Below are 19,740 nucleotides of genomic sequence, written 5' to 3'. Positions count from 1 at the left end.
TAGAGGTTGATTTCCGCTCCAGGTTGCTCGCTTTCCGCGGGGTGGGCGGTGAGCCTCCTCGGCACATACGTGCCTGCGGGGTCTCACCTGTCCACTCCTCCCGCAGGAGTCTCGCTACCTTCCGCTCCAATCAACTATACTTTTTTTGCCAACGTATTTATCAAACATATGTGAATTAGCAATTGAAAAAACTCGATTTCACAAGAAAATCGAGTTTCTTCATTATATATATTACTTTTGTTTAACTGTTAGCTTATATGCTTCATCACTGCTGCGGGAATCAGCATCTTTTACTTGAATATAGTAATCTCCCTTTTCAAGGTTCAATGTTGAAAGTTCCTTGTCACCTAATCCGTAATAATTAAGTTCCTTCACAAGTGCACCTTTGCTTGTGTAAATAGAGACTACTCCGTCAAGATCAAATGGCACATCTAAGCTAAATTCGTATGAACCAGCTTTAGGCGCTGTGAATTTATAATAGTCTTCATCTCCGCCAAGAACGCCAATGTTCAGGTAACCTGAAGCCGAAGACGCTTTTCCGTCTTTCTTAAGAGCAAGCGGCTTGCTTGGGATATTGTTCTTCACCACTGAAGCTGCATCCTCATCCTTCACATGCTTCATCGCATTTACTTCTAAATCATATGTCGTAAAGTTGATTGGGTTTCCGATGAAATCCTGCACTTCAATGAAGTAGCCAATTTGTTCTTTCGCTTTAAATGTCGCTTTAACTGGTTTGTTAATCGCGTTTACGGAATCCAATAGTTCTTCATAACGCAAGTAAGCAATTGCTTTGTTCTGTTCAGCCAGATCAAGCTTTCCATTTCCATTCGAGTCCTCATGAACAATGAGTACAGGGAAGATTTCCTGCGTTACTTCTTTTGGAAGACGAAGCTTATCATTGAAGCTGACTGGATTTGGTGATGCCTTCACATGAATATAACGATCCTTATCATTGTTTTTGAAGTAGAAAACTTGTCTTTCATTCAATAGAGCAAAGTTTCCAGTCACCTTTTGATCTATGGTTAATTCTGCTGCTTTTTCATAATTATTATTGCCTTCAAAGTCTGCAGCAGGGATATCTGCTACCTTGGCAACTTTTATATCATACTGTTCAGCACTAGCCGTATAGCCATTATCAAGCTTTACAAAATATTGTTTTCCAGCCTTCAATGTCGCAAACATTTCAGGATCTGTTCCTTCGCCATACATAGAGTAATTCGCTCCGCCCCATGCGATTGGCTCAAGATTATTAAACTTTTCACTGTATTCAAACAGCTCAAAGTTTGGTCGAAGCGTGTCTGTTTTATTCGTTGTAATTTTGTAAAGAGCCGCTTCCTCTGCTGTAATGGAGAACCAATCCTCATCCGCTTCAAATTGGAAATACCCATTAGCTGTTTTGTTTAATTCAAGCGGTCTAGCAGCCTCAACAATTTGTGTGGTGATTTCTTCAGGGAAGTAGCGATAGCCTGTGAATTCCTCATCAGATTCGTCACCTGGTTCTTCAATTGGCTCTTCTGGCTCCTCAATCGGCTCACCAGGCTCTTCAGGTTCTTCATCAATTACATCTTCAAGAAGCTGGCGTTTCTTTGCTTTGTATTCCTCTATTGTGATTTCCTCTTCTACAAGCAATTCTTCATCAGTCAGTTCTTCTGGATACAAATCTTCATCTTCAGGCAGTACCACTTCATTCATCGTAAAGCTGTATGGTACTAATGAATTCGTATTAGCCCTTTCAAAATCAATTCCTTCCATGAAGAACATGAATGGATCGAAATAGCCATTGCTTCCAGTTGATGACACCTCAATGACATATTCCATGTCAGGAATCGCTTCAAAAGTTAACGCTTCTCCTTGGCTTGCCCCATTCCGATCTGCACTTGCGATCGGCGATGGTATATACATCATCGCTTCCTCAGCCGATAAATCCTCTGGAACCTCCATCAATAAATCATCCTTGAAGTACACACTGAGGGAAGGATCTACACCAGGAACAGCTGAAAGCTTTAAGTCAAACGTTGTTGGTTCTGCAACACTAAATGAATAGTAATCTTTAGCTTCGCCTTCTGGTGAATAGAAATAGCCTTCTTGCTTAAATGGCAATTCCTTAATTGTAATTGGAGCCTCTTTGGTAGACTCGTTCTTTTTCACTTCTTTTTGGATTAGAGTTAGTTCATATTGTGAACGTCCCGCTTCATTATAGGCACCATTATAATCTGTAACAGCTACAACTAATGTTCCAGATTCCTTCGGCGTATAGACATATCCTTCTGTTCCACCGGCTTTCGCATCATTGATCTCAACTGGCGGCAATTCGCTGCGGTCCTTTCCTTCTGGATAGAAGTGCAATGCCGCTTTATAATCAAATTCTTTTGCTCCTTTCAAAATCAATTGAACAGGAACACCTTTAGTCAAATTGATCTTGTAAAGCTTTTCCTCTACCGGCTTTGTCAGCTTTCCTTTTAATGACAGCTTGCCTTCTTCAAGAACGGCCTCTTCTGCTGCTTGAAGGCGTTCTTTCTCTGTCAGCTTTTCTTGCTTTGGCAGCTTGCTAATATCATAGGATAACGCAGCAACCGGATTGACTAATCCATGAGCATATTTTAGATCATAGCCTTTTTCACCTAAATCAGAGGCTGTACGTTCTAATAGAGTACGAACTTGATAAGGTTTCAGATCAGGATATTTCGCTAAAATGAGGGATGCAACACCTGCAACGACAGGAGAAGCCATTGATGTTCCGCTCATTTCTGTAAAGCTTGATTGATTCGTTGAAATATAGTGAGTCGTACTATAGACGTTCTCACCAGGTGCAACAATATTCACTGACGGACCAAAATTCGAGAAGCCTGCCAGCTCCTTCTTATCATTTGTCGCCCCAACAGAAATGACGCCGTCGTAAGATGCTGGTACAGAATACATATCTGTTTCTTCATTTCCAGCAGCAGCAACAATCGTTACCCCTTTATCGATCGCCTTTTTAACGGCTGCTTCCATAATTTTCGATTCGCCATAGCCGCCAAGGCTCATGTTAATTACTTTCGCTCCATGATCAACAGCATACAAGATTGCTTCTGCAATCACGTAGTCAGATCCAGAGTTAAAGCCATCAAATACATTGATCGGAAGAATCTTCGCATTTGGATTGATGCCATAGCCTCCAAGGCCGTTATCCTGATCCCCGGCAATAATTCCTGATACATGTGTACCATGCGATTCCTTTGTACCTGGCTTTGCTGGGTTAGCCACATTATAAGCTGGCAGCATTCTTGACTTTAGCTCTGGGTGATCAGAATCCACCCATGTATCAATTACAGCTACGACTACTTCTTTATTTCCGGCAAGCTTAAGTGCCTTATCGATGTTCATCTGCTTTAAATGATACATCTCATTCGTTTTCGGATCTGCAGCCGTTTTAAATGGTTTGATAATGACGCTTGGAGCGACACTTACAACTTGTCCATTTGCTTTGTAAGCCTGAAGGGCCTTTGATAGCTTGGAGCCCTTATTTAATTTCACTACATCATATCCTAGATTTGGATAGGATTTAACGAGCGATGTGCCTGCACGGCGGTGATCCGCTGCAGTCAATTTCTTTGAATAGTTAATAACAAGTGTATCCTTGCTGTAGTATTCTTTATTTACTTCAAATTTTGATAAATCTACAGCTGATTTGCTGTTCTTGTTGTAAGTCGTTTTGTAGCTTGCATCTGCACCTGCAGCAAAGCTAGGAACAATTAATGCTGAAGCAACACCTAATGTAAGTGCTTGTTTTTTCCACTTCTTCAACTGACTTCCCCCTTACCAATTATGTAATGATGAAACTTGCATCTACTTCCATATCTACTAATAGACGTTTTAGTTAGAAAAAAGTTTCATATTTTTCCCAATAAAAATGAAAATTTTGGGTAGAATACCAAATTAAACTATAAATACATTTCTACCATAACGCATGAGGCGGGATATTGAAAAGGGATTTTCTACTGTTTTTTTCAACATTTTATTACAAAATTAAGAATTCATTCCTTATCAGTCCATTCATATTCTTCATCATTGTATTCTAGATAAAAAATAGCCGGGCTGATCTATTGAACAAACATTTATATATGAAGAAATAATAAGCACAGTGAAATGAAACAGACTGACATTTACATACTTGGCTATAAACAAATACTCATCATTGTATTCTAGGTGAGAAAATCGTCGGGCTGATTCATTGAACAAGCCTTTATGTACGAAGGAATAACCAGCGCAGTGAAATGAAGCAGACCGACATTTACATATTTAGCTGTAAGCAGTTGCTCATATTTGTATTTTTTTGTCTAAAGGTGAAAGTTTAAGTAATGAATGTTATAATGTTAAAGGCTATTTACTAAACTTAAATGTAATGTTTCACTACTATGAATAGATGTTAACATCCGCAGGTAATAAGGGGAGAATGGAATGCTAACCTACTTTAAAAAAGTAATCGGCGACGAGCAGCAGCGGCGCTTGAAAAAATATGTGAAAATGGTAGAAAAAATTAACGCATTAGAAGCTGAATTCGAGAAGCTTACGGATGATGAACTCCGGGAAAAATCAGCAGCATTTAGAGATCAGATCGAAGGCGGCGCTTCTGTTCTTGATGTAAGAATTGAAGCCTTTGCTACTGTCCGTGAAGCTTCTAAGCGTGTATTAAATATGCGGCACTTTGATGTTCAGCTAATTGGCGGACTTGTGCTGAGCGATGGAAATATTTCAGAAATGCCGACCGGGGAAGGTAAAACACTTGTCGCTTCCCTTCCAAGCTACTTATACGGATTAACCGGAAAAGGGGTTCATGTCATTACCGTTAATGACTATCTTGCGAAGCGTGATAGAGAGCAAATTGGACAAATCCATGAATTCCTAGGACTAAAGGTTGGACTTAATATTTCTGGATTATCTGAAGCGGAGAAACAGGAAGCTTACTTAGCTGATATTACTTATGGGGTCGGAACAGAATTTGGCTTTGATCACCTCCGCGATAAAATGGTGTACAACCCAAGTCAGCGTGTGCAGCGCCCGTATCATTTCGCGATTATTGACGAAGTCGATAGTGTTCTAATCGATGAAGCGAAGACACCGCTCATTATTGCTGGAAAGACCAACGTCAGCAAAGAGTTTCACTTCTTATGTTCACGAATCGTTAAGACCTTTGTTGAGGATGTCGATTACAACTTTGACCGTGAAACGAAAACAACGAACTTAACGGAGGACGGAATTACGAAGGTTGAACGCGGCTTTGGCATTGATAATATGTATGATCTGGAGCATCAGACTTTGTATCATTATATTATTCAAGCACTGCGGGCTAGAGTCATGTTCCAGCGTGATGTCGATTATATTGTCAAAGATAATAAGATTATGCTTGTTGATATGTTTACCGGCCGGATCATGGAAGGAAGAACATTAAGCAATGGGCTTCACCAGGCGATTGAAGCAAAGGAAGGCGTCGAAGTAACAGAAGAAAATAAGACGCAGGCATCGATTACCATTCAGAACTACTTCAGACTTTATCCAAAGATGTCCGGAATGACTGGTACGGCAAAGACAGAGGAAAGCGAATTCCGTGAATTATATGGCATGGATGTGATTCAAATTCCGACGAATCGCCCGATTGCCCGAAAAGATCTTCAAGACAGAGTATATCTGACAACAGAGCAAAAGTATGCAGCCGTTACAGAGGAAGTAAAAAAGGTTCATGCTACTGGACAGCCGATTCTTATCGGAACAACGTCCATCATCCAATCTGAGGAAGTGGCAAAGTATTTGGAAAAGGCTGGTCTCACATTTGAGATCCTCAATGCCAAAACAGTAGAACAAGAAATTCGTCTGATCACACAAGCTGGGCAAAAGGGACAAATCACAATTGCTACGAATATGGCTGGACGTGGTACGGATATTAAGCTTGGCGATGGCGTCGAAGAACTTGGCGGACTATATGTACTTGGAACGGAACGGCATGAAAGCCGCCGGATTGATAACCAGTTAAAAGGCCGTTCTGGACGTCAAGGGGACCCAGGAAGATCACAATTCTTCATTTCGATACAGGATGAGATGATTACCCGCTTTGCTTCTGAAGATTTAGAGAAAATGGAAGGGAAGTTTGAAGCGGACGAGCATGGAGAAATAACCGGGAAAAAGATTCATGCCTTCATTGACCGGGTACAGCGTGTATGTGAGCATAGCAATTATTCCATCCGTGAGTATAACCTGAAATTAGATAATATCATTAATGAACAGCGTTCGGTTATTTACCAGCTTCGTGATAAAGTCCTGCTGACAGATGATGTGATTTCCATTGTTGAACCAATGATTATGGACTATACGAAACATATTGTGAAGAGCTACTGTGTAGAAGATGTCGTGCCTGAGGAATGGGATATTTCAGCTCTTGCCGAAGAAATCAATCGGATTCTTCCAAGCCAGCTAGTTGTTTTCGAGGAGCCTGCTGTCTCTGAATATGAAACAGTAGAAACGGCCATTTTCCCTGTTATCAAGGAATATGTGGACCAGGTAAATGAACTAAAGGAAAATGAAGAGCTCCAGTTCACTTTAAAGACGCTCGTTCTCGGTGTAATCGACAATTCCTGGATTCTCCATCTAGAGGCGATGGAACGCTTAAAGGAAGGAATCGGTCTTCGTAGCTACAGTCAGGAAGATCCAATGCGCCAATATGCAAGAGAAGGCTTGGAATTATTTGAAATGATGTACAAAAAGCTTGAGAGAAATGCCTGCTACCACTTAGGTTCCATGGTGGCTGCAGATAACTTAAGAAAAGAAAATGAAGGAGGCAATAAGTGATGTTCCCTTTCTGGAGAAGAAATAAAAATAAAAAAATCGTCACGAAAGAAAGTGTTGTATCATCAAAGGATCTGACGGGAAAGGCAGACGCTGCATCAGCTGAGACCGAAGTTTCTCCCGTGATTTCCTTTCATCCTGATTGGAATCAGATCACAGATGAAGATCGCTATGTGTTTCAATTTTTAAATAATGAATTGCCGCCTTTAAAGCCTTCACAATTATCGCTATCAGGCATTGATCACCAAATTGAGCCGAACAACGGCAGCCTGATTGTCAGCGCCTTTTTGCGAAATAGCTTGAATCAGCCATTCACATTGAAGGAAACAGCGTTAATTTTATTAAATGAAAAAGGAGAAAAGGTTGCTCGAAAGACCTTTGACCTTTCTGAGCTTGGACAGCTTGAACCGAGAACAAGCCGTCCTTGGCATTTTGTCTTTGAACATAACGTGATCAATGATGATTTCATGCCACTAGGTGAAAAGGAATGGAAAATCGCCTTCGAAATTAAGCCGAAGCATAAGCTTGATTTGCATAAAAGCTGGGAGGAAAAGCTCCCGAAGGAAGAAAAAGAAAAATTAGCTGCATTAGTTGAGGAGAAAATTCCTGCACCGAAGGAAGGCGAAATGAACTTCATGGGACTGCAGGCAAATTTCAATGAAGAAAATCTTCACGTCACATTATTAATCCGCAATGGATCTGACAAGAATGTAGCGATCCAGCAGCTTCCATTAGTAGTAGAGGATGCTGCTGGAGAAGTTGTAGCAACTGGCGGCTTCAAGCTTGAGGATTTTGAAGTAAAGGCTCATACAACCAAGCCTTGGACCTTTATCTTCCCTAAGAGCTTAGTCCAAAAGGAAAATCCAGACCTCAGCAAATGGAAAGCTTACGCGAAACAATAATTACAAAAGCGGAAGCGCAGGTTCTTTCGATAAAAGAAACATGGTTAGCGCGAGCGAATCGATGTTGACGCAATCGTTGCTGAGGAGACCTGAAGTTTAATAGATGATAGGATCTGCAGCTAGATTCGGATAGCCTATCCAAAGAGAAAAAAAGCCTTGAAAGATACAATGTTCTTTCAAGGCTTTTTCTCGTCTGCTTATTAAAAATCAGGAGAAGAAAAACACCTATCACAAATTGTGACAGGTGCTCTCCTGAAGGCTACCAACCGAGGAAAAAATAGCTAATATCAAAGAAGAAGGAAATAATTCTCTCTATTTCCATTTTAACACCTTAAGAACAATGATACAATTTGTTTTTTGCCATTTTTACAAAATTGTATCATTCTACTAGCATTTGACTAAATCATTTCACTCTCTATTCCCTTGACTTGCTAGTTAATACAGAAAATAGAAATTTTGGAAGCAGGAGCTGACGTTTCCAGCGCCACGGTTCCTTCACTAAACGATAGAACCACTCCAGCCCCATTTTTTGAAACATCTCAGGCGCTCGTTTAATGCGTCCAGAAATAACATCAAACGACCCGCCCACTCCTTGATACACACTTGGGGCTAATTCATTCATATGCTCAATTATCCAATTTTCCTGCCTTGGGCTTCCTAGAGCAACAAATAGAATATCAGGATTCGCTTGATTAATCCGTTCAGCAATTTTTGTCTGATCCTTTTCATAGCCATCCATCACACCAGCAATCTGGATGCCTGGGAACATTTCCATCAGCTTATTCTTTGCTTCTTCAGCAATCCCCGGCTTTGCGCCATAAAGGAAAATCCTCTTGTCATTTTCCTTCGCAAGCTGGCAAAGCTTAAGCATCATGTCAATTCCAGTTACCCGCTCGCGGATTTTCCCGCCCTTAATTTTCGATGCGATAACAATTCCAATGCCATCTGGAATTTGATAGGTTGCTTTATTTAAAAGCTCCTTTAAGGAAGGTTCCTCTTGTGCCTTAATAACCTTTTCCGGATTAATTGCAACAATAAAGGATTTCCTGTCCTCATTTATATCTTCTAATAATTTTGCGGATAGCTGTTCATACGAATCACCGCAAACATCCACACCTAAAAAATGTTCTTTCATCACTGTCACCGGCTTATTGAATTCCAGACTGATGCTTTGAATCGCCTAGCGCATACAGTTCAAATCCTGCTGCTTCCCACTTGCTGCGATTCAAGCAATTTTTTGTATCAAAAACGATTCGCGTGCGCATTTTACCCGCCAGCTGAGCAGGGTCCATTTCTTTAAACTCTGCATGGTCCGTCAGAATAAGAATCATATCTGCATGGTCCACCGCTTCTAAAATGTCCTGTGTTTGGCGCGGATGCTTGTTTTCTTTAATATGCGGATCATAGGCAGTGTAATCAGTTGATTGACTTTCCAAGTGTCTAAGGACATCCATCGATGGGCTTTCGCGCATATCATCAATATTCGCTTTAAACGCAAGACCAAGAACGGCAACGCGCCCCTTTTGAATTCCCTGCTTGTTTAATAATTCCTGCACACGATTGGCTGTATGCTCAGGCATTCCGTCATTCGTGCTTCTTGCAAGATGAATCATTTTCGCAAGATCAGGCTGCAGCTCCACTAGGAACCAAGGGTCAACAGCGATACAATGTCCGCCTACACCCGGTCCAGGCAAATGAATGTTGACGCGAGGGTGATAGTTCGCAAGCTTGATTGCTTCCCATACATTTACATTAATCTTTTCGCTGATTTTTGCCAGTTCATTTGCAAAGGCAATGTTAATATCGCGATACGTATTTTCAATGACCTTTACCATTTCAGCTGTTGTTGCGTCAGTAATGTGAATCGTTCCCTTTACAAACGTACGGTACAGCTCTTCAGTTAAGCGGCTTGATTCTTCGTTAATGCCCCCAACAATGCGGTCATTATTGACAAGCTCTTCAAACACCTTCCCTGGAATCACACGTTCTGGTGAATGAGAGATATAAAGCTCTTCTCCAAACACAAGACCTGTTTCCTCTAATACAGGCATCATCACATCTTCAACCGTCCGCGGAGGAACAGTAGATTCCAGAATGACTAAGTTCCCTTTTCGTACATATGGAACAATCGATTTTGTTGCTGTACGAACATATTCAAGATTTGCTGTTTTATCTGCATTGATTGGCGACGGAACCGCAATAATAAAAATATCTGCTTCTTCCGGTGTAGTTGAAACTGTTAGGTTACCGCTGTCAATCACAGCATTTAAACGCTCCTGCAGCCCATTTTCTTCAATATGAAGCTGTTTATTTCGAATCATGGTGACTGCCTTTTCATTGACATCCATGCCATGTACTTGTAAGCCATGACTTGCAAACATAACCGCAGTCGGCAGCCCAATGTATCCAAGCCCAATCACACATAACTTTTTTGACATAGTGAAAACTCCTTTTCTTAGAAACGTGCAAGGGTAGCTCCTGTCTGAATGATTCCCCGCACTAAATTATTTTCAAGCTTTCTTTGCTATATATGGATATGAATTTTTTTTATAAAAAACCTATCCTTTATTATACCCAAAAAGGATTCAGATGAATAGCGTTAACCTATATTCTGCGAAAAAGAGGTCATATTTAACTTTTTCGCCATATTATAGAATAATAGACAATTTAATAGTAAAATAGACATATTACGACCGTTTGAAAGGATTGTTTGAAAGATGAGGCAGATGAAATAAATCGGGGTTCCTGCCATTTGCTGCAGTTTTTTATTTGCGGGATATCTAATTAGGAGCAAAAGTACAAAAAATTATGCAGAAAAAGTCATTAGTAGGTACTGGCTATCTCTTTAATGAGACGGGATTAGCGGACAAATGGTTTTCTTCAAATGAGTCAAAGACAGTAACCGACGGTGCAGATTCAGGCGAAGATAGTGGAACGTTAGGGAATAATGTGCCACAAAATGAAAAAGGTCAAAATCGTGTGAATGAAGGTGGAACAGAAAAGTCCACTGGTGCTTTTGAAGTGCTTGAGATCAAGTAAGATAAACCTGCCGCAGCCAAATGGTCCGGCAGGTTTTTTTGATTCTTATGGAGCTGGCTGTTCTTTTGGAGCTTCTTCTGGCTTTTCATTATCACTTTTTTCTTGCTCTTTGGCTGGTTCTTCTTTTGGCTCTTCTTTTGGTTCATCATTTTTTGGAGTTTCTTTTGGTGTTTCCTTTGGAGCTTCTTTCCCCTCTTCTTCTTTCGGCTTTTCATTATTTTCTTTTTCTTTATCTGCTTTTTCTTTTTCAGCTTTTTCTTTTTCAGCTTTTTCTTTTGCTTCCTTTTCTGCTTTTTCTTTTGCCTTCTTCTCTTTTTCTAGAGCTTTTTGGGCTTCCATTTCTTCTATTTGTGCTCGGATAGCTGCCAATTCACTCTGAAGCTGGCTAATGCTAGACACTAGACTAGATATTTCTGCATCCAGTTCGGATATTCTGCTGCTTATTTGAGAAAGCTGTGCTGTGTAGTCGATCACTTGGCTTGATATTGTTCCTAGCGTTTCTTCAGCAGTGGCTATTTTATCATCAAATTGCACTAATAATTCATCAATACTACGAATAGGATCGTCAAAGTCTTTATCCTCATAGTTACAATCTTCAAGTGCTACTACTTTATAGGCTTCGAGCTCACTTTTCAGATTTTCTATTTCTATGACTCTCGTTTTCGCATGTTCTACAGCCGACTGAATAGCCGCTTCAGCCTGACTTAATTGAGCAATGGCACTAGTTAATTCCCCATTTAGTGTGTGTAATCTTGACTGTTCACTTTCAGCAGCGGAAATTTGACTTTCCAGCGCATTAATTTGTGATGAAATTTGTGCACTTGCTCCTTCTAGCCCATCATATGAGGCAAAACCAGAGTCCGCTGAAACGAAATATGAACTCATGACGGAGGCAGCTCCAGATGTATCGACTGGCTGGATTTGATCCGCTTGCTGCAAAGCTTGATTCAACTCATCCTGAATTTCACCAAATATCTTTTCTGCATCTTCCTGAAATTTTGCTATTGTCTTAGGGAAAATAATGCATGCCTCGATAGCTAACTCCTGGTCATCAATATTATTAAAGCTGGCATATGTAGGCGAAAACAAATGGGCACCGATGACAAAGGAAGTGGAAGCTGCTAATCCTGATGCAAATATTTTTAGAACCCGCCCCCTTTTATTCCGCTTTAACTTTTTTAGCCTTACTTTTCTTGGTTCCAGATTTGAACACTCCCTTCATTTTGTTTTTTTGTTCTTATTTATGAATTTTTTCACTATTGTTTGTTCGTTATAAAGAATATATTCTCATTATAGGTCTTTTTACTCCAAAATAAAAATCCTGATAATGCTTGTTTTATAAACAAAAAGGACAATAATCTTGATTTTCCTCTCTTTTCCTTACTATTTCATTTATTAAGGGAGATTTTAGGCTAGGAAACCTATTTAGCCGTCTGCTTGCTTCTCGGGGACAAGCACTCGCCCCACCATTACCCAATAAACAATTTTCCTTCCCTCATTCTATTTAAATTGGAAAACTAGATCGGTCATGCACACCCGTGCCAACCCTCCTAATAAATGTTATAATTAAGGAATATGCTTTTGTGCCTGATGTCAGTCTTGATTTTCAAAACTCGGCTGGCAAAGGCAATCGGTGAGGAGGTTTATCTATGACTGCAATACCTGAGCGCTACCATGAACCTTTGCAGTTTGCGGCGAATGAATTGATGGAGATTTTGCATGCAGAAAATCCTGATCATGAGCGCCTGATTCAAAAAGGGCTGATGCTGTTTCGGCAGGGGCTTGTTTATCAGCTGCGGTTTGATGGAGATGAAATAAATGCGACGGTGCAGGATGTAACGCCAGCGAAGGTTCAGTTAAACCTTAATTTTATCCAGTTAAGCACGTGTTCTTGCCCAGCCGATGAATTGTGCCGCCATCAGCTGGCTGTCTTTTTCCAGCTTCTTTCTCACGCGAGAAGTGTCAGCACTTGGGTCGAGGAATGGCGGAAGCCGCTGCGGGAAAAAAAGATCGCGAAACAGCTGGGCATTCAGAAGGCTAAGGATTTATTGCAGTCAACTGGACGGCAGAAGCCTGATTATGATAGATGGATTGCTGCCTTCGATGAAAGCTTTCACACGATTTTGGAAGGGAACGGCGAGCCAAAGCCCTACGTGATCACCGAACTTTACAAGGTGTATACACGAAGAATGAAGGCTAATGCACCCTATGAGCAGGAATGGAAGCTACTCTATTTCCTTGTCGGGCATGTTTTTTCTTTTAAAAAGCTAATGGGAGTAAGCGTGAAATATGGGCATTCCGCCGAAATGATTCATCGCTATTATAAACAGCTTTTCTACGAAATAGCGGATGAGGTAGCCGAGGTCATAAACTCCCTATCTGTACATTCCTTGCCGTTCGCTTTTGATGAATTTATTGAAAAGCTGAAGGAGGATTCCTCCGGGCTCATTACGGCTGATTTCCCGCTTGAATTTGAACGGATTCATTTGTATCGCATTTTATGGACGAAGTTTTTCAAGAAAAAGGAATGGTACCTAGAGGAAATGAGGAAATTAACGGCAGTTGAGGAAAAAAGCCGCTCCCTTCTAATCGGGTTAAATCACCTTCATTTCCTTCAAAAAGAGGATGAAATTATACTGGAATACTTGACTCGTACAGATAAATCGATCACGCCTTTTATCACGTATTGGATTGAACTCCTTACTGCACAAAAGGACTGGAAACGTGCCGCACCTTTTATCGAGGTGTATATTAAAAAGTTAAAAGACTATCTGTCCGTAATCAACGACTATTATGAAAAATTGAGTTATTCGCGATATAGCATCAAAACGATCAAACCATATTGCACCGAAGCAAACCGGCAGGATCTCTATGAAAAGGCCTTGATCGAAATGCTGCCATACAGCTATAACGACTATGAATATCTCCTTTTTGACAATGAGGCATTTGATCGCTGGACCGATTTACAAGCCTATATGGGTCTTGATATTGATAGACTGGCAAGCGATCGGCTCAAGGCACTTGAAAAACAAAGTCCCGCTCTGCTGCTGCCGCTCTATCATCAATCTGTCCAAGATCATATTGCACAAAAAGGCAGAGATAATTACCGCCAAGCTGTCCGAAAGATGAAAAAACTCCGCACCTTGTACAAGAAGTTAAAGCGGCAGGATGATTGGGCGTACTACTTGGAAGCACTGCTTGACAAAACGAAACGACTCCGCGCCTTTCAAGAAGAATGTAAAAGGGGTAAGCTGATTGATGCTTAAGACTAGACATATAACCATTATCGTACGGAATATCAATACAGATCTCTATTATCTCTCTGCCCAAAACGAAGAGGGACAGTTCCTTGCACCCGATGCTTGGATTCGGATTCTCTTTCATCATCATGAAGAAAGCTTCTATGGAACGCTATTCGATGAGAAGGAAATTGTTGACGGCAAAGAGCTTCCCATTAACGGCTGGCAGCTCGTCACCTTGTTTGCCCGAGAGCAGTTCAATCAATTGATTGAGTGGGACTGGGATGAAATGGCGCAAATTTGCTTAGCCGCCGCACTGCCGATGTATGAAGCCATTACCGAAAAAGAATGGATTCCCGATTTTGCTTCTTGGGAAAATGACGAGTTTCGCTGGGCATTGCCTGATCGGGTCATGAATGAATTTACCACGCACTTCTGGGAGCAAATCATTGAGGAAACGCCAGTTAAAGACTTTATCCAAAAATGGTATCACCATTCATTGGATGCCTATTTGGAGCGAAACAGCGAAACGAAGGCTGTATTAGGTGAAAAACTGAAGGCACTTCGCAATGATCAGCTCTCCCCTCGTGAGCTTGCTGCCTATTTTGATGAGGAAAGCTGGCAGGAATGGATTGGCGTAAAGGAAAATGATGTGCCTTTTACCATCGGGCTCAAATTGGAAGAGCCTGCAGAAATCTATGACCAATGGGATCTCAGCATTTTTCTTCGCGGGAAAAATCAGCCTGATTTGCTTGTTGATCGAAATGATTATGCTAACTACCCGCGAGGCTGGAAGAAACATGAAGAGGCGATTGAAAAAGAACTGCAGCGATGGATCAGCGTATATCCTTGGCTTGCCGGTGAAAAGGGGCTTGCAAGCAGGCTAACGGAAGAGGAAGCATGGACTTTTTTAACGGAGGCAAGTGAAACTCTGCTCTCCCTTGGCGTTGAAATCCTTTTGCCAGCTTGGTGGCAAGCGATGAAAAATGCCAGCCTGAAAGTAAAAGCACGGGTGAAAGGGCAGTCGAACCATCGCCCTTCCTTCGTTGGTCTTCAAGCGATGCTTGATTATGATTGGCGCATTTCTATGAACGGTGTAGATCTGACAGAGGATGAATTCAACAGCATGGTTGAGGAAAAGCGCCGGCTTGTCTATATTCGCGGACGCTGGATTAAGCTTGACCCTGCCTTTGTCCGGCAAATTCAGGATTTAATGAAAAAGGCGGAAAAAGAAGGGCTGCATGTACGTGATTTAATCGAACAGGAGCTTCTTCAAGATGAAGCAGCTGAAACGGATGATCTCGAAAACCCGCAAGCCTTTGCGAAAATCCAAATCGAACTGAATCGCCAATGGAAGCAAATGGTGAAGCAGCTTCGTGATATAAAGGACATTCCGCTTGTGGATGTACCCGCTCATTTCCAAGGGGATCTTCGTCCTTATCAGAAGCTTGGCATGAGCTGGCTCTTCTTTTTGCGTAAGTATGGGTTTGGCGCCTGTTTAGCAGATGATATGGGGCTCGGGAAAACGATTCAGCTGATCAGTTATCTTTTAAAGGTAAAAGAAACAGAAAAAGAGAGCGGTCCTGCACTGATTATTTGCCCGACCTCGGTATTAGGAAACTGGCAAAAGGAGATTGAGCGGTTTGCTCCTGATCTTAACGTTTACCTGCATTATGGCGGGAATCGAATAAAAGAAGAGGCATTTTCAGAAAAAGCAATGGCTGCAGATGTCGTTCTCACTTCTTATGGGCTGACCCATCTTGATGTGGAGGATTTCGAACGCATCGAATGGAGTTCGATTAGCATCGATGAGGCGCAGAACATCAAAAATGCCCAGACAAAGCAATCCAGGGCTGTTCGCAAGCTAAAAGGAAAACACCATATTGCCCTAACCGGTACACCGATGGAAAATCGCCTGTCTGAGCTATGGTCGATTTTCGACTTTACCAATCATGGCTATCTTGGCAGCCTTGGTCAATTCCAAAAGCGCTTCGTTCTGCCCATTGAAAAGGACGATGATGTGGAAAAGGTTCAGCAGCTTCAGGCTTTCATTCGTCCCTTCCTCCTTCGCCGGACGAAAAAGGATGAGGAGGTTGCCCTCAATCTGCCAGATAAGCTTGAGCAGAAGGAATATTGTCCGTTAACACCTGAGCAGGCGTCATTGTACGAGCAGCTAGTAAAGGATACCTTTGCACAAATTGAGCAGCTATCCGCTTTTGAGCGACGTGGATTGATTTTGCAAATGCTTAGCCGCTTGAAGCAGCTTTGCAATCACCCGGCACTCTACTTGAAAGAAGAGAAGCCAGCGAATATGCTTTCACGCTCAGCAAAGCTTGAGAAGCTGAGTGAGCTGCTTGATTCTGTCCTTGACCAAGGAGAGAGCTGTCTTATTTTCACGCAGTATATTGAAATGGGCAACATGATCCGCAGCATGGTGAAGAAGAAATTCGGGGTAGATGTCCCATTTTTGAATGGCAGTGTGCCGAAAAATGAGCGGGATCGGATGATTGCCCAGTTCCAGGAACGTCAATTTCCTGTCTTTCTTTTATCATTGAAGGCTGGCGGAACCGGTTTAAATTTAACTGCAGCCAACCATGTGATCCACTATGATCGCTGGTGGAATCCTGCCGTTGAAAATCAGGCGACCGACCGTGCCTACCGCATCGGGCAGAAGCGCTTCGTTCACGTGCATAAGATGATCTGCACAGGCACGCTCGAAGAAAAAATTGATGCGATGCTTGAGAAAAAACAATCCTTGAACGACCAAATCATCCAAAGTGAAAGCTGGATTACCGAGCTTTCAACGGATGAACTGCGAGATCTTGTCTATTTATCATAATGATCAGCCACTAAACATTGTTTTAGTGGCTTTTCTTTTAATCTGCAGCCTCCCGCTCTCGTTTATCTTCGAAAAATTGATTTTATCTACGAAATTTCTTATTTTATCAGCGAATTTTTAAATTTATCTACGAAATCGGCAATATATCGATTATTCGACAAAAACCTACTAAAAAATCCGGCACCTTATTTGTACCGGAGAAAAATGAGGGAACTCGAGGAGTTGAATTGAATTTTTATATAGAAGAAGGTGGGAGCGGGGATTTTCGAGAAGTTTAGTTTGTCAATGCAGCATGAACCTCCTTTATTGGCTCTGATTTGTAATCTTGCAAAACCGATTCGCGGACAATTTCTTCTAGCTGGACAACCCTTCTTGTTAAATCATTGACTCTTTCATTGGATTTTCCAAGCATTTTAATGAGTGCTTCTACTAAGCATTCCATTTCTCTTTCCAAAGACTACACCTCCCTCCCCGCTGATGCAAACGTTTCATCCGGCTTTTTTTGATCGAGGAACTTGACACTATCTGCCCATACTTCAGTTACGTAGACTCTTTTTCCTGCTTGATTATCGTAATGCCTTGTCTGAATTCTGCCGGTTATTCCGATTAGGGAGCCTTTTCGGCAGTATCTTGAAGTATTCTCTGCTGTTTTTTTCCAAATTGTGCATTGAACGAAGTCTGCATCAATTTCCCCTTGCTGATTTCGATAATGTCGATTAACTGCAAGTGTTACATTTGTAACGGGGGTTCCTTCCGCTGTTCTTTTCAGTTCAGGATCCTTAGTTAGCCTGCCTACAAGCGTTACTTGATTAATCATCTGCCCATTCTCCTTTCTATAGAGTACAGCCCTATCTTAACCGCTGAAGTACAAATGCGTAAAAGACTGAAAATACATTTTTGAAAGGGACAATAACAAAGAAACAACCATTTTTAGGTAAAAATACCTATTTAATGACATTTAATGTTGTCTATAACTTTATTTCGAGTCTTTCTGCATATATTTTTCGACATGGGTGCGGTTTCCGTTTCTATCTTCCGCTATGTTATAATCTGGATAAGAGTTCGTTCGTAAAAATGAATCTGAAACAGGAGGAAGAGGATGAAAACATTTAAGCTGATCTCGCTGCAGATCGTTGAGGATGACCAATTGGTAGATATCGAGCTTGATGATGGGTTAATCATTAGTCAAGAAAATGATCAAAGCACATGGCTGATTGAAGCCTATATCAACATTTCATATGATGACTATTTTCAGAAGCTCGCCAAAAAGGATGAAGATTTAATTGTTCAAGTCGTGATTACGAAGAAAGAAAACAGCCCAGCTGCCTTTCAGACAAAAATTGTTACCATCAAACACATTGAAGATCATATAAGCATTCTTCTAAAAGGACAGTTAAAGAAAACAAATTTTGATTATGCAGAAAGTGTTCTGAAGAAATTAATTGCCCAAGGTCTTTCTGGAGAAGAACTTTTAAATGAATTTAATCAGATGATGCACAGCAAGCCGAAGCTGACGGCTGCTAAAGAATGACTTATTGCAAGGGAGGAGACCCGAAGTTTGATCGGCGTTTGCGCTAGACAAATCTCTGACTCAAAACGCTGTCTTCTTCTTTTAAAATAAAAACTCCTGCCACTGCCGCAGGAGTTTTTTATCTATATTAATTAATGTACAAGAGTGTCAGCAAAAGGCTCTTTGCCTTCTGTTAATTTTATATTTAATTGCTGAATAATATATTCAACATCTTGCTTGCGGTAGTCTAGGATTGGGAGATCTTGTTGATAAGCTTGATAATATAAAAGGGCTGCTTGTATAAGTTCATTTTTCGTTGCAGGCATTAGCTGTTCTGCTTTTTTTTTAACTTTTCCTTTAACTTCTCAATTACGTATTTTGCTTCCATTTTACAAGAGTAGCCAACTTCCTCGTGAAGCTCTTTTTGGAGGTTATTTATTTCCTCGATCTGTGCGGGTGACGGTTCTTCAGATAAGATTTTATCTAAAGTGCCATTGATTTTATCTGCAAGCTCTTCATGAAAAGTCGGGTTTATTTTCATGTCATCGCTAATTTGACTGTACCATGACGAGTGATTATTAATATAATCGCGCCACTCAGCCACAAAATGATTCATATTAAATTTATTTTCATTCCAATCAATTTTACTCATATATTGTTCAAATGATGTAGTTATGGAACGAGAAATACTGATTTTTACACCTTGTGAAAGATTTTTAAACATCATTCTAGTAAAAGTACCCCCCAATTTTTAACAAGTTAATCCTTATTAAGCTATATCTAAGTAATTATAACATAAATACATTACCATAATTCCAATAAAAAATAAAATATTTGGCTATATTATTGAAAGAGTACCAAATTTTATAGGTATAGTTGCTATTATGTATAAATAAGTTATTTTTATTCCTATATTGAAAAAACTTCACCTTTGTCATTTTATTATAAAAAAAGGGACAGGTGCAGTTTTTTTATGGCCAAATATTCATTTGAGTTAAAACTTGAGGCGGTATTAGACTATTTAAATGGAAAAGAGTCTATTCGAGCAGTTGCTAGGCGTTTCAATGTAAGTAAAACCCCCTTAGAAACTTGGATAGCTCAATATAGAGAAAATGGTGAAAATGGATTAATTTCATCCTATACAAACTATGATATTCATTTTAAAATGGACGTACTAAATTATATGAGCGAACTTGGAGCGTCTTTTAAACAAGCAGCGGCTGTGTATAACATTTCTTCTCCTTCTACAATTCTTCAATGGCAAAGGCAGGTTGAAGAATCAGGTGTGGACGCTCTATTTCCAAAGAAAAAGGGGCGTCCATCCATGAAAAAGGAAACAAAAAAATCATTACCTGTAGAGGGTTCAATGGAGGCATTACAAGCTGAAAATGA

Annotated in this window: 15 protein-coding genes; 7 read left to right on the top strand and 8 right to left on the bottom strand. The window is 40.7% G+C overall.

From position 1 onward, the window contains the following. Positions 1–231: 231 nt before the first annotated feature. Positions 232–3,786, bottom strand: coding sequence for a S8 family serine peptidase (locus C1726_RS13625; protein WP_102273658.1), 3,555 nt, complete (start codon positions 3,784–3,786; stop codon positions 232–234). A 654-nt stretch (positions 3,787–4,440) separates the two neighbouring features. Here C1726_RS13625 and secA2 point away from each other — a divergent pair. Both secA2 and C1726_RS13615 read left to right on the top strand, forming a co-directional pair. Further along, complete coding sequence (gene secA2, locus C1726_RS13620; protein WP_102273657.1) at positions 4,441–6,822, top strand: accessory Sec system translocase SecA2; 2,382 nt, start codon at positions 4,441–4,443, stop codon at positions 6,820–6,822. Further along, positions 6,822–7,721, top strand: a complete 900-nt coding sequence (locus C1726_RS13615; protein WP_102273656.1) for an accessory Sec system S-layer assembly protein — start codon at positions 6,822–6,824, stop codon at positions 7,719–7,721. The genes secA2 and C1726_RS13615 overlap by 1 nt, the downstream gene beginning before the upstream one ends. A gap of 415 nt (positions 7,722–8,136) precedes the next feature. Here C1726_RS13615 and C1726_RS13610 read toward each other — a convergent pair whose 3' ends face one another. After that, positions 8,137–8,856, bottom strand: coding sequence for a WecB/TagA/CpsF family glycosyltransferase (locus C1726_RS13610; RefSeq protein ID WP_102273655.1), 720 nt, complete (start codon positions 8,854–8,856; stop codon positions 8,137–8,139). Between the two features lie 13 nt (positions 8,857–8,869). Next, on the bottom strand, positions 8,870–10,159 hold the full coding sequence (locus C1726_RS13605) for a nucleotide sugar dehydrogenase (RefSeq protein WP_102273654.1): 1,290 nt from the start codon (positions 10,157–10,159) through the stop codon (positions 8,870–8,872). A 370-nt stretch (positions 10,160–10,529) separates the two neighbouring features. Between C1726_RS13605 and C1726_RS13600 the strand changes: the two genes are divergently transcribed. Continuing rightward, entirely contained in the window at positions 10,530–10,760 is a 231-nt protein-coding gene (locus C1726_RS13600; RefSeq protein WP_102273653.1) for a hypothetical protein, read from the top strand. Between the two features lie 45 nt (positions 10,761–10,805). Here the strand turns inward: C1726_RS13600 and C1726_RS26175 are convergent, their stop codons facing one another. Beyond that, entirely contained in the window at positions 10,806–11,849 is a 1,044-nt protein-coding gene (locus tag C1726_RS26175; protein ID WP_180968187.1) for a hypothetical protein, read from the bottom strand. A gap of 560 nt (positions 11,850–12,409) precedes the next feature. On the opposite strand from C1726_RS26175, the gene C1726_RS13585 reads away from it, so the two are divergent. Together C1726_RS13585 and C1726_RS13580 are read left to right on the top strand one after the other, a co-directional pair. Then, a complete protein-coding gene (locus tag C1726_RS13585) occupies positions 12,410–14,026 on the top strand; it encodes an SWIM zinc finger family protein (RefSeq protein ID WP_102273650.1) in 1,617 nt (538 codons plus the stop codon). Then, positions 14,019–16,838, top strand: coding sequence for a DEAD/DEAH box helicase (locus C1726_RS13580; RefSeq protein WP_102275806.1), 2,820 nt, complete (start codon positions 14,019–14,021; stop codon positions 16,836–16,838). Before C1726_RS13585 ends, C1726_RS13580 begins: the two co-directional genes overlap by 8 nt. Positions 16,839–17,112: 274 nt before the next feature. Here the strand turns inward: C1726_RS13580 and C1726_RS13575 are convergent, their stop codons facing one another. Both C1726_RS13575 and ssb read right to left on the bottom strand, forming a co-directional pair. Next, complete coding sequence (locus C1726_RS13575; protein WP_102273649.1) at positions 17,113–17,292, bottom strand: hypothetical protein; 180 nt, start codon at positions 17,290–17,292, stop codon at positions 17,113–17,115. Positions 17,293–17,295: 3 nt separating this feature from the next. Continuing rightward, positions 17,296–17,655 (bottom strand): single-stranded DNA-binding protein, encoded by a 360-nt coding sequence (ssb, locus tag C1726_RS13570; protein ID WP_102273648.1) that lies wholly within the window; start codon positions 17,653–17,655, stop codon positions 17,296–17,298. 282 nt (positions 17,656–17,937) lie between these two features. Here ssb and C1726_RS13565 point away from each other — a divergent pair, with 282 nt between their 5' ends. Next, positions 17,938–18,369: a YwpF family protein gene (locus tag C1726_RS13565; protein ID WP_102273647.1), complete on the top strand. Its 432-nt coding sequence runs from the start codon at positions 17,938–17,940 to the stop codon at positions 18,367–18,369. Between the two features lie 131 nt (positions 18,370–18,500). Here the strand turns inward: C1726_RS13565 and C1726_RS26170 are convergent, their stop codons facing one another. Both C1726_RS26170 and C1726_RS13560 read right to left on the bottom strand, forming a co-directional pair. Beyond that, positions 18,501–18,674 (bottom strand): hypothetical protein, encoded by a 174-nt coding sequence (locus tag C1726_RS26170; protein WP_180968186.1) that lies wholly within the window; start codon positions 18,672–18,674, stop codon positions 18,501–18,503. Next, positions 18,674–19,075 (bottom strand): hypothetical protein, encoded by a 402-nt coding sequence (locus tag C1726_RS13560; RefSeq protein WP_235822777.1) that lies wholly within the window; start codon positions 19,073–19,075, stop codon positions 18,674–18,676. The genes C1726_RS26170 and C1726_RS13560 overlap by 1 nt, the downstream gene beginning before the upstream one ends. A gap of 246 nt (positions 19,076–19,321) precedes the next feature. Here C1726_RS13560 and C1726_RS26165 point away from each other — a divergent pair. Then, positions 19,322–19,740, top strand: a 419-nt coding sequence (locus tag C1726_RS26165; protein WP_180968133.1) for a helix-turn-helix domain-containing protein, incomplete at its 3' end; no start/stop codon positions are given.

This window comes from Cytobacillus massiliigabonensis (assembly GCF_900199725.1).
Lineage (GTDB): Bacteria > Bacillota > Bacilli > Bacillales > Cytobacillaceae > Cytobacillus > Cytobacillus massiliigabonensis.
This window is presented reverse-complemented; position numbering and strand designations above follow the sequence as displayed.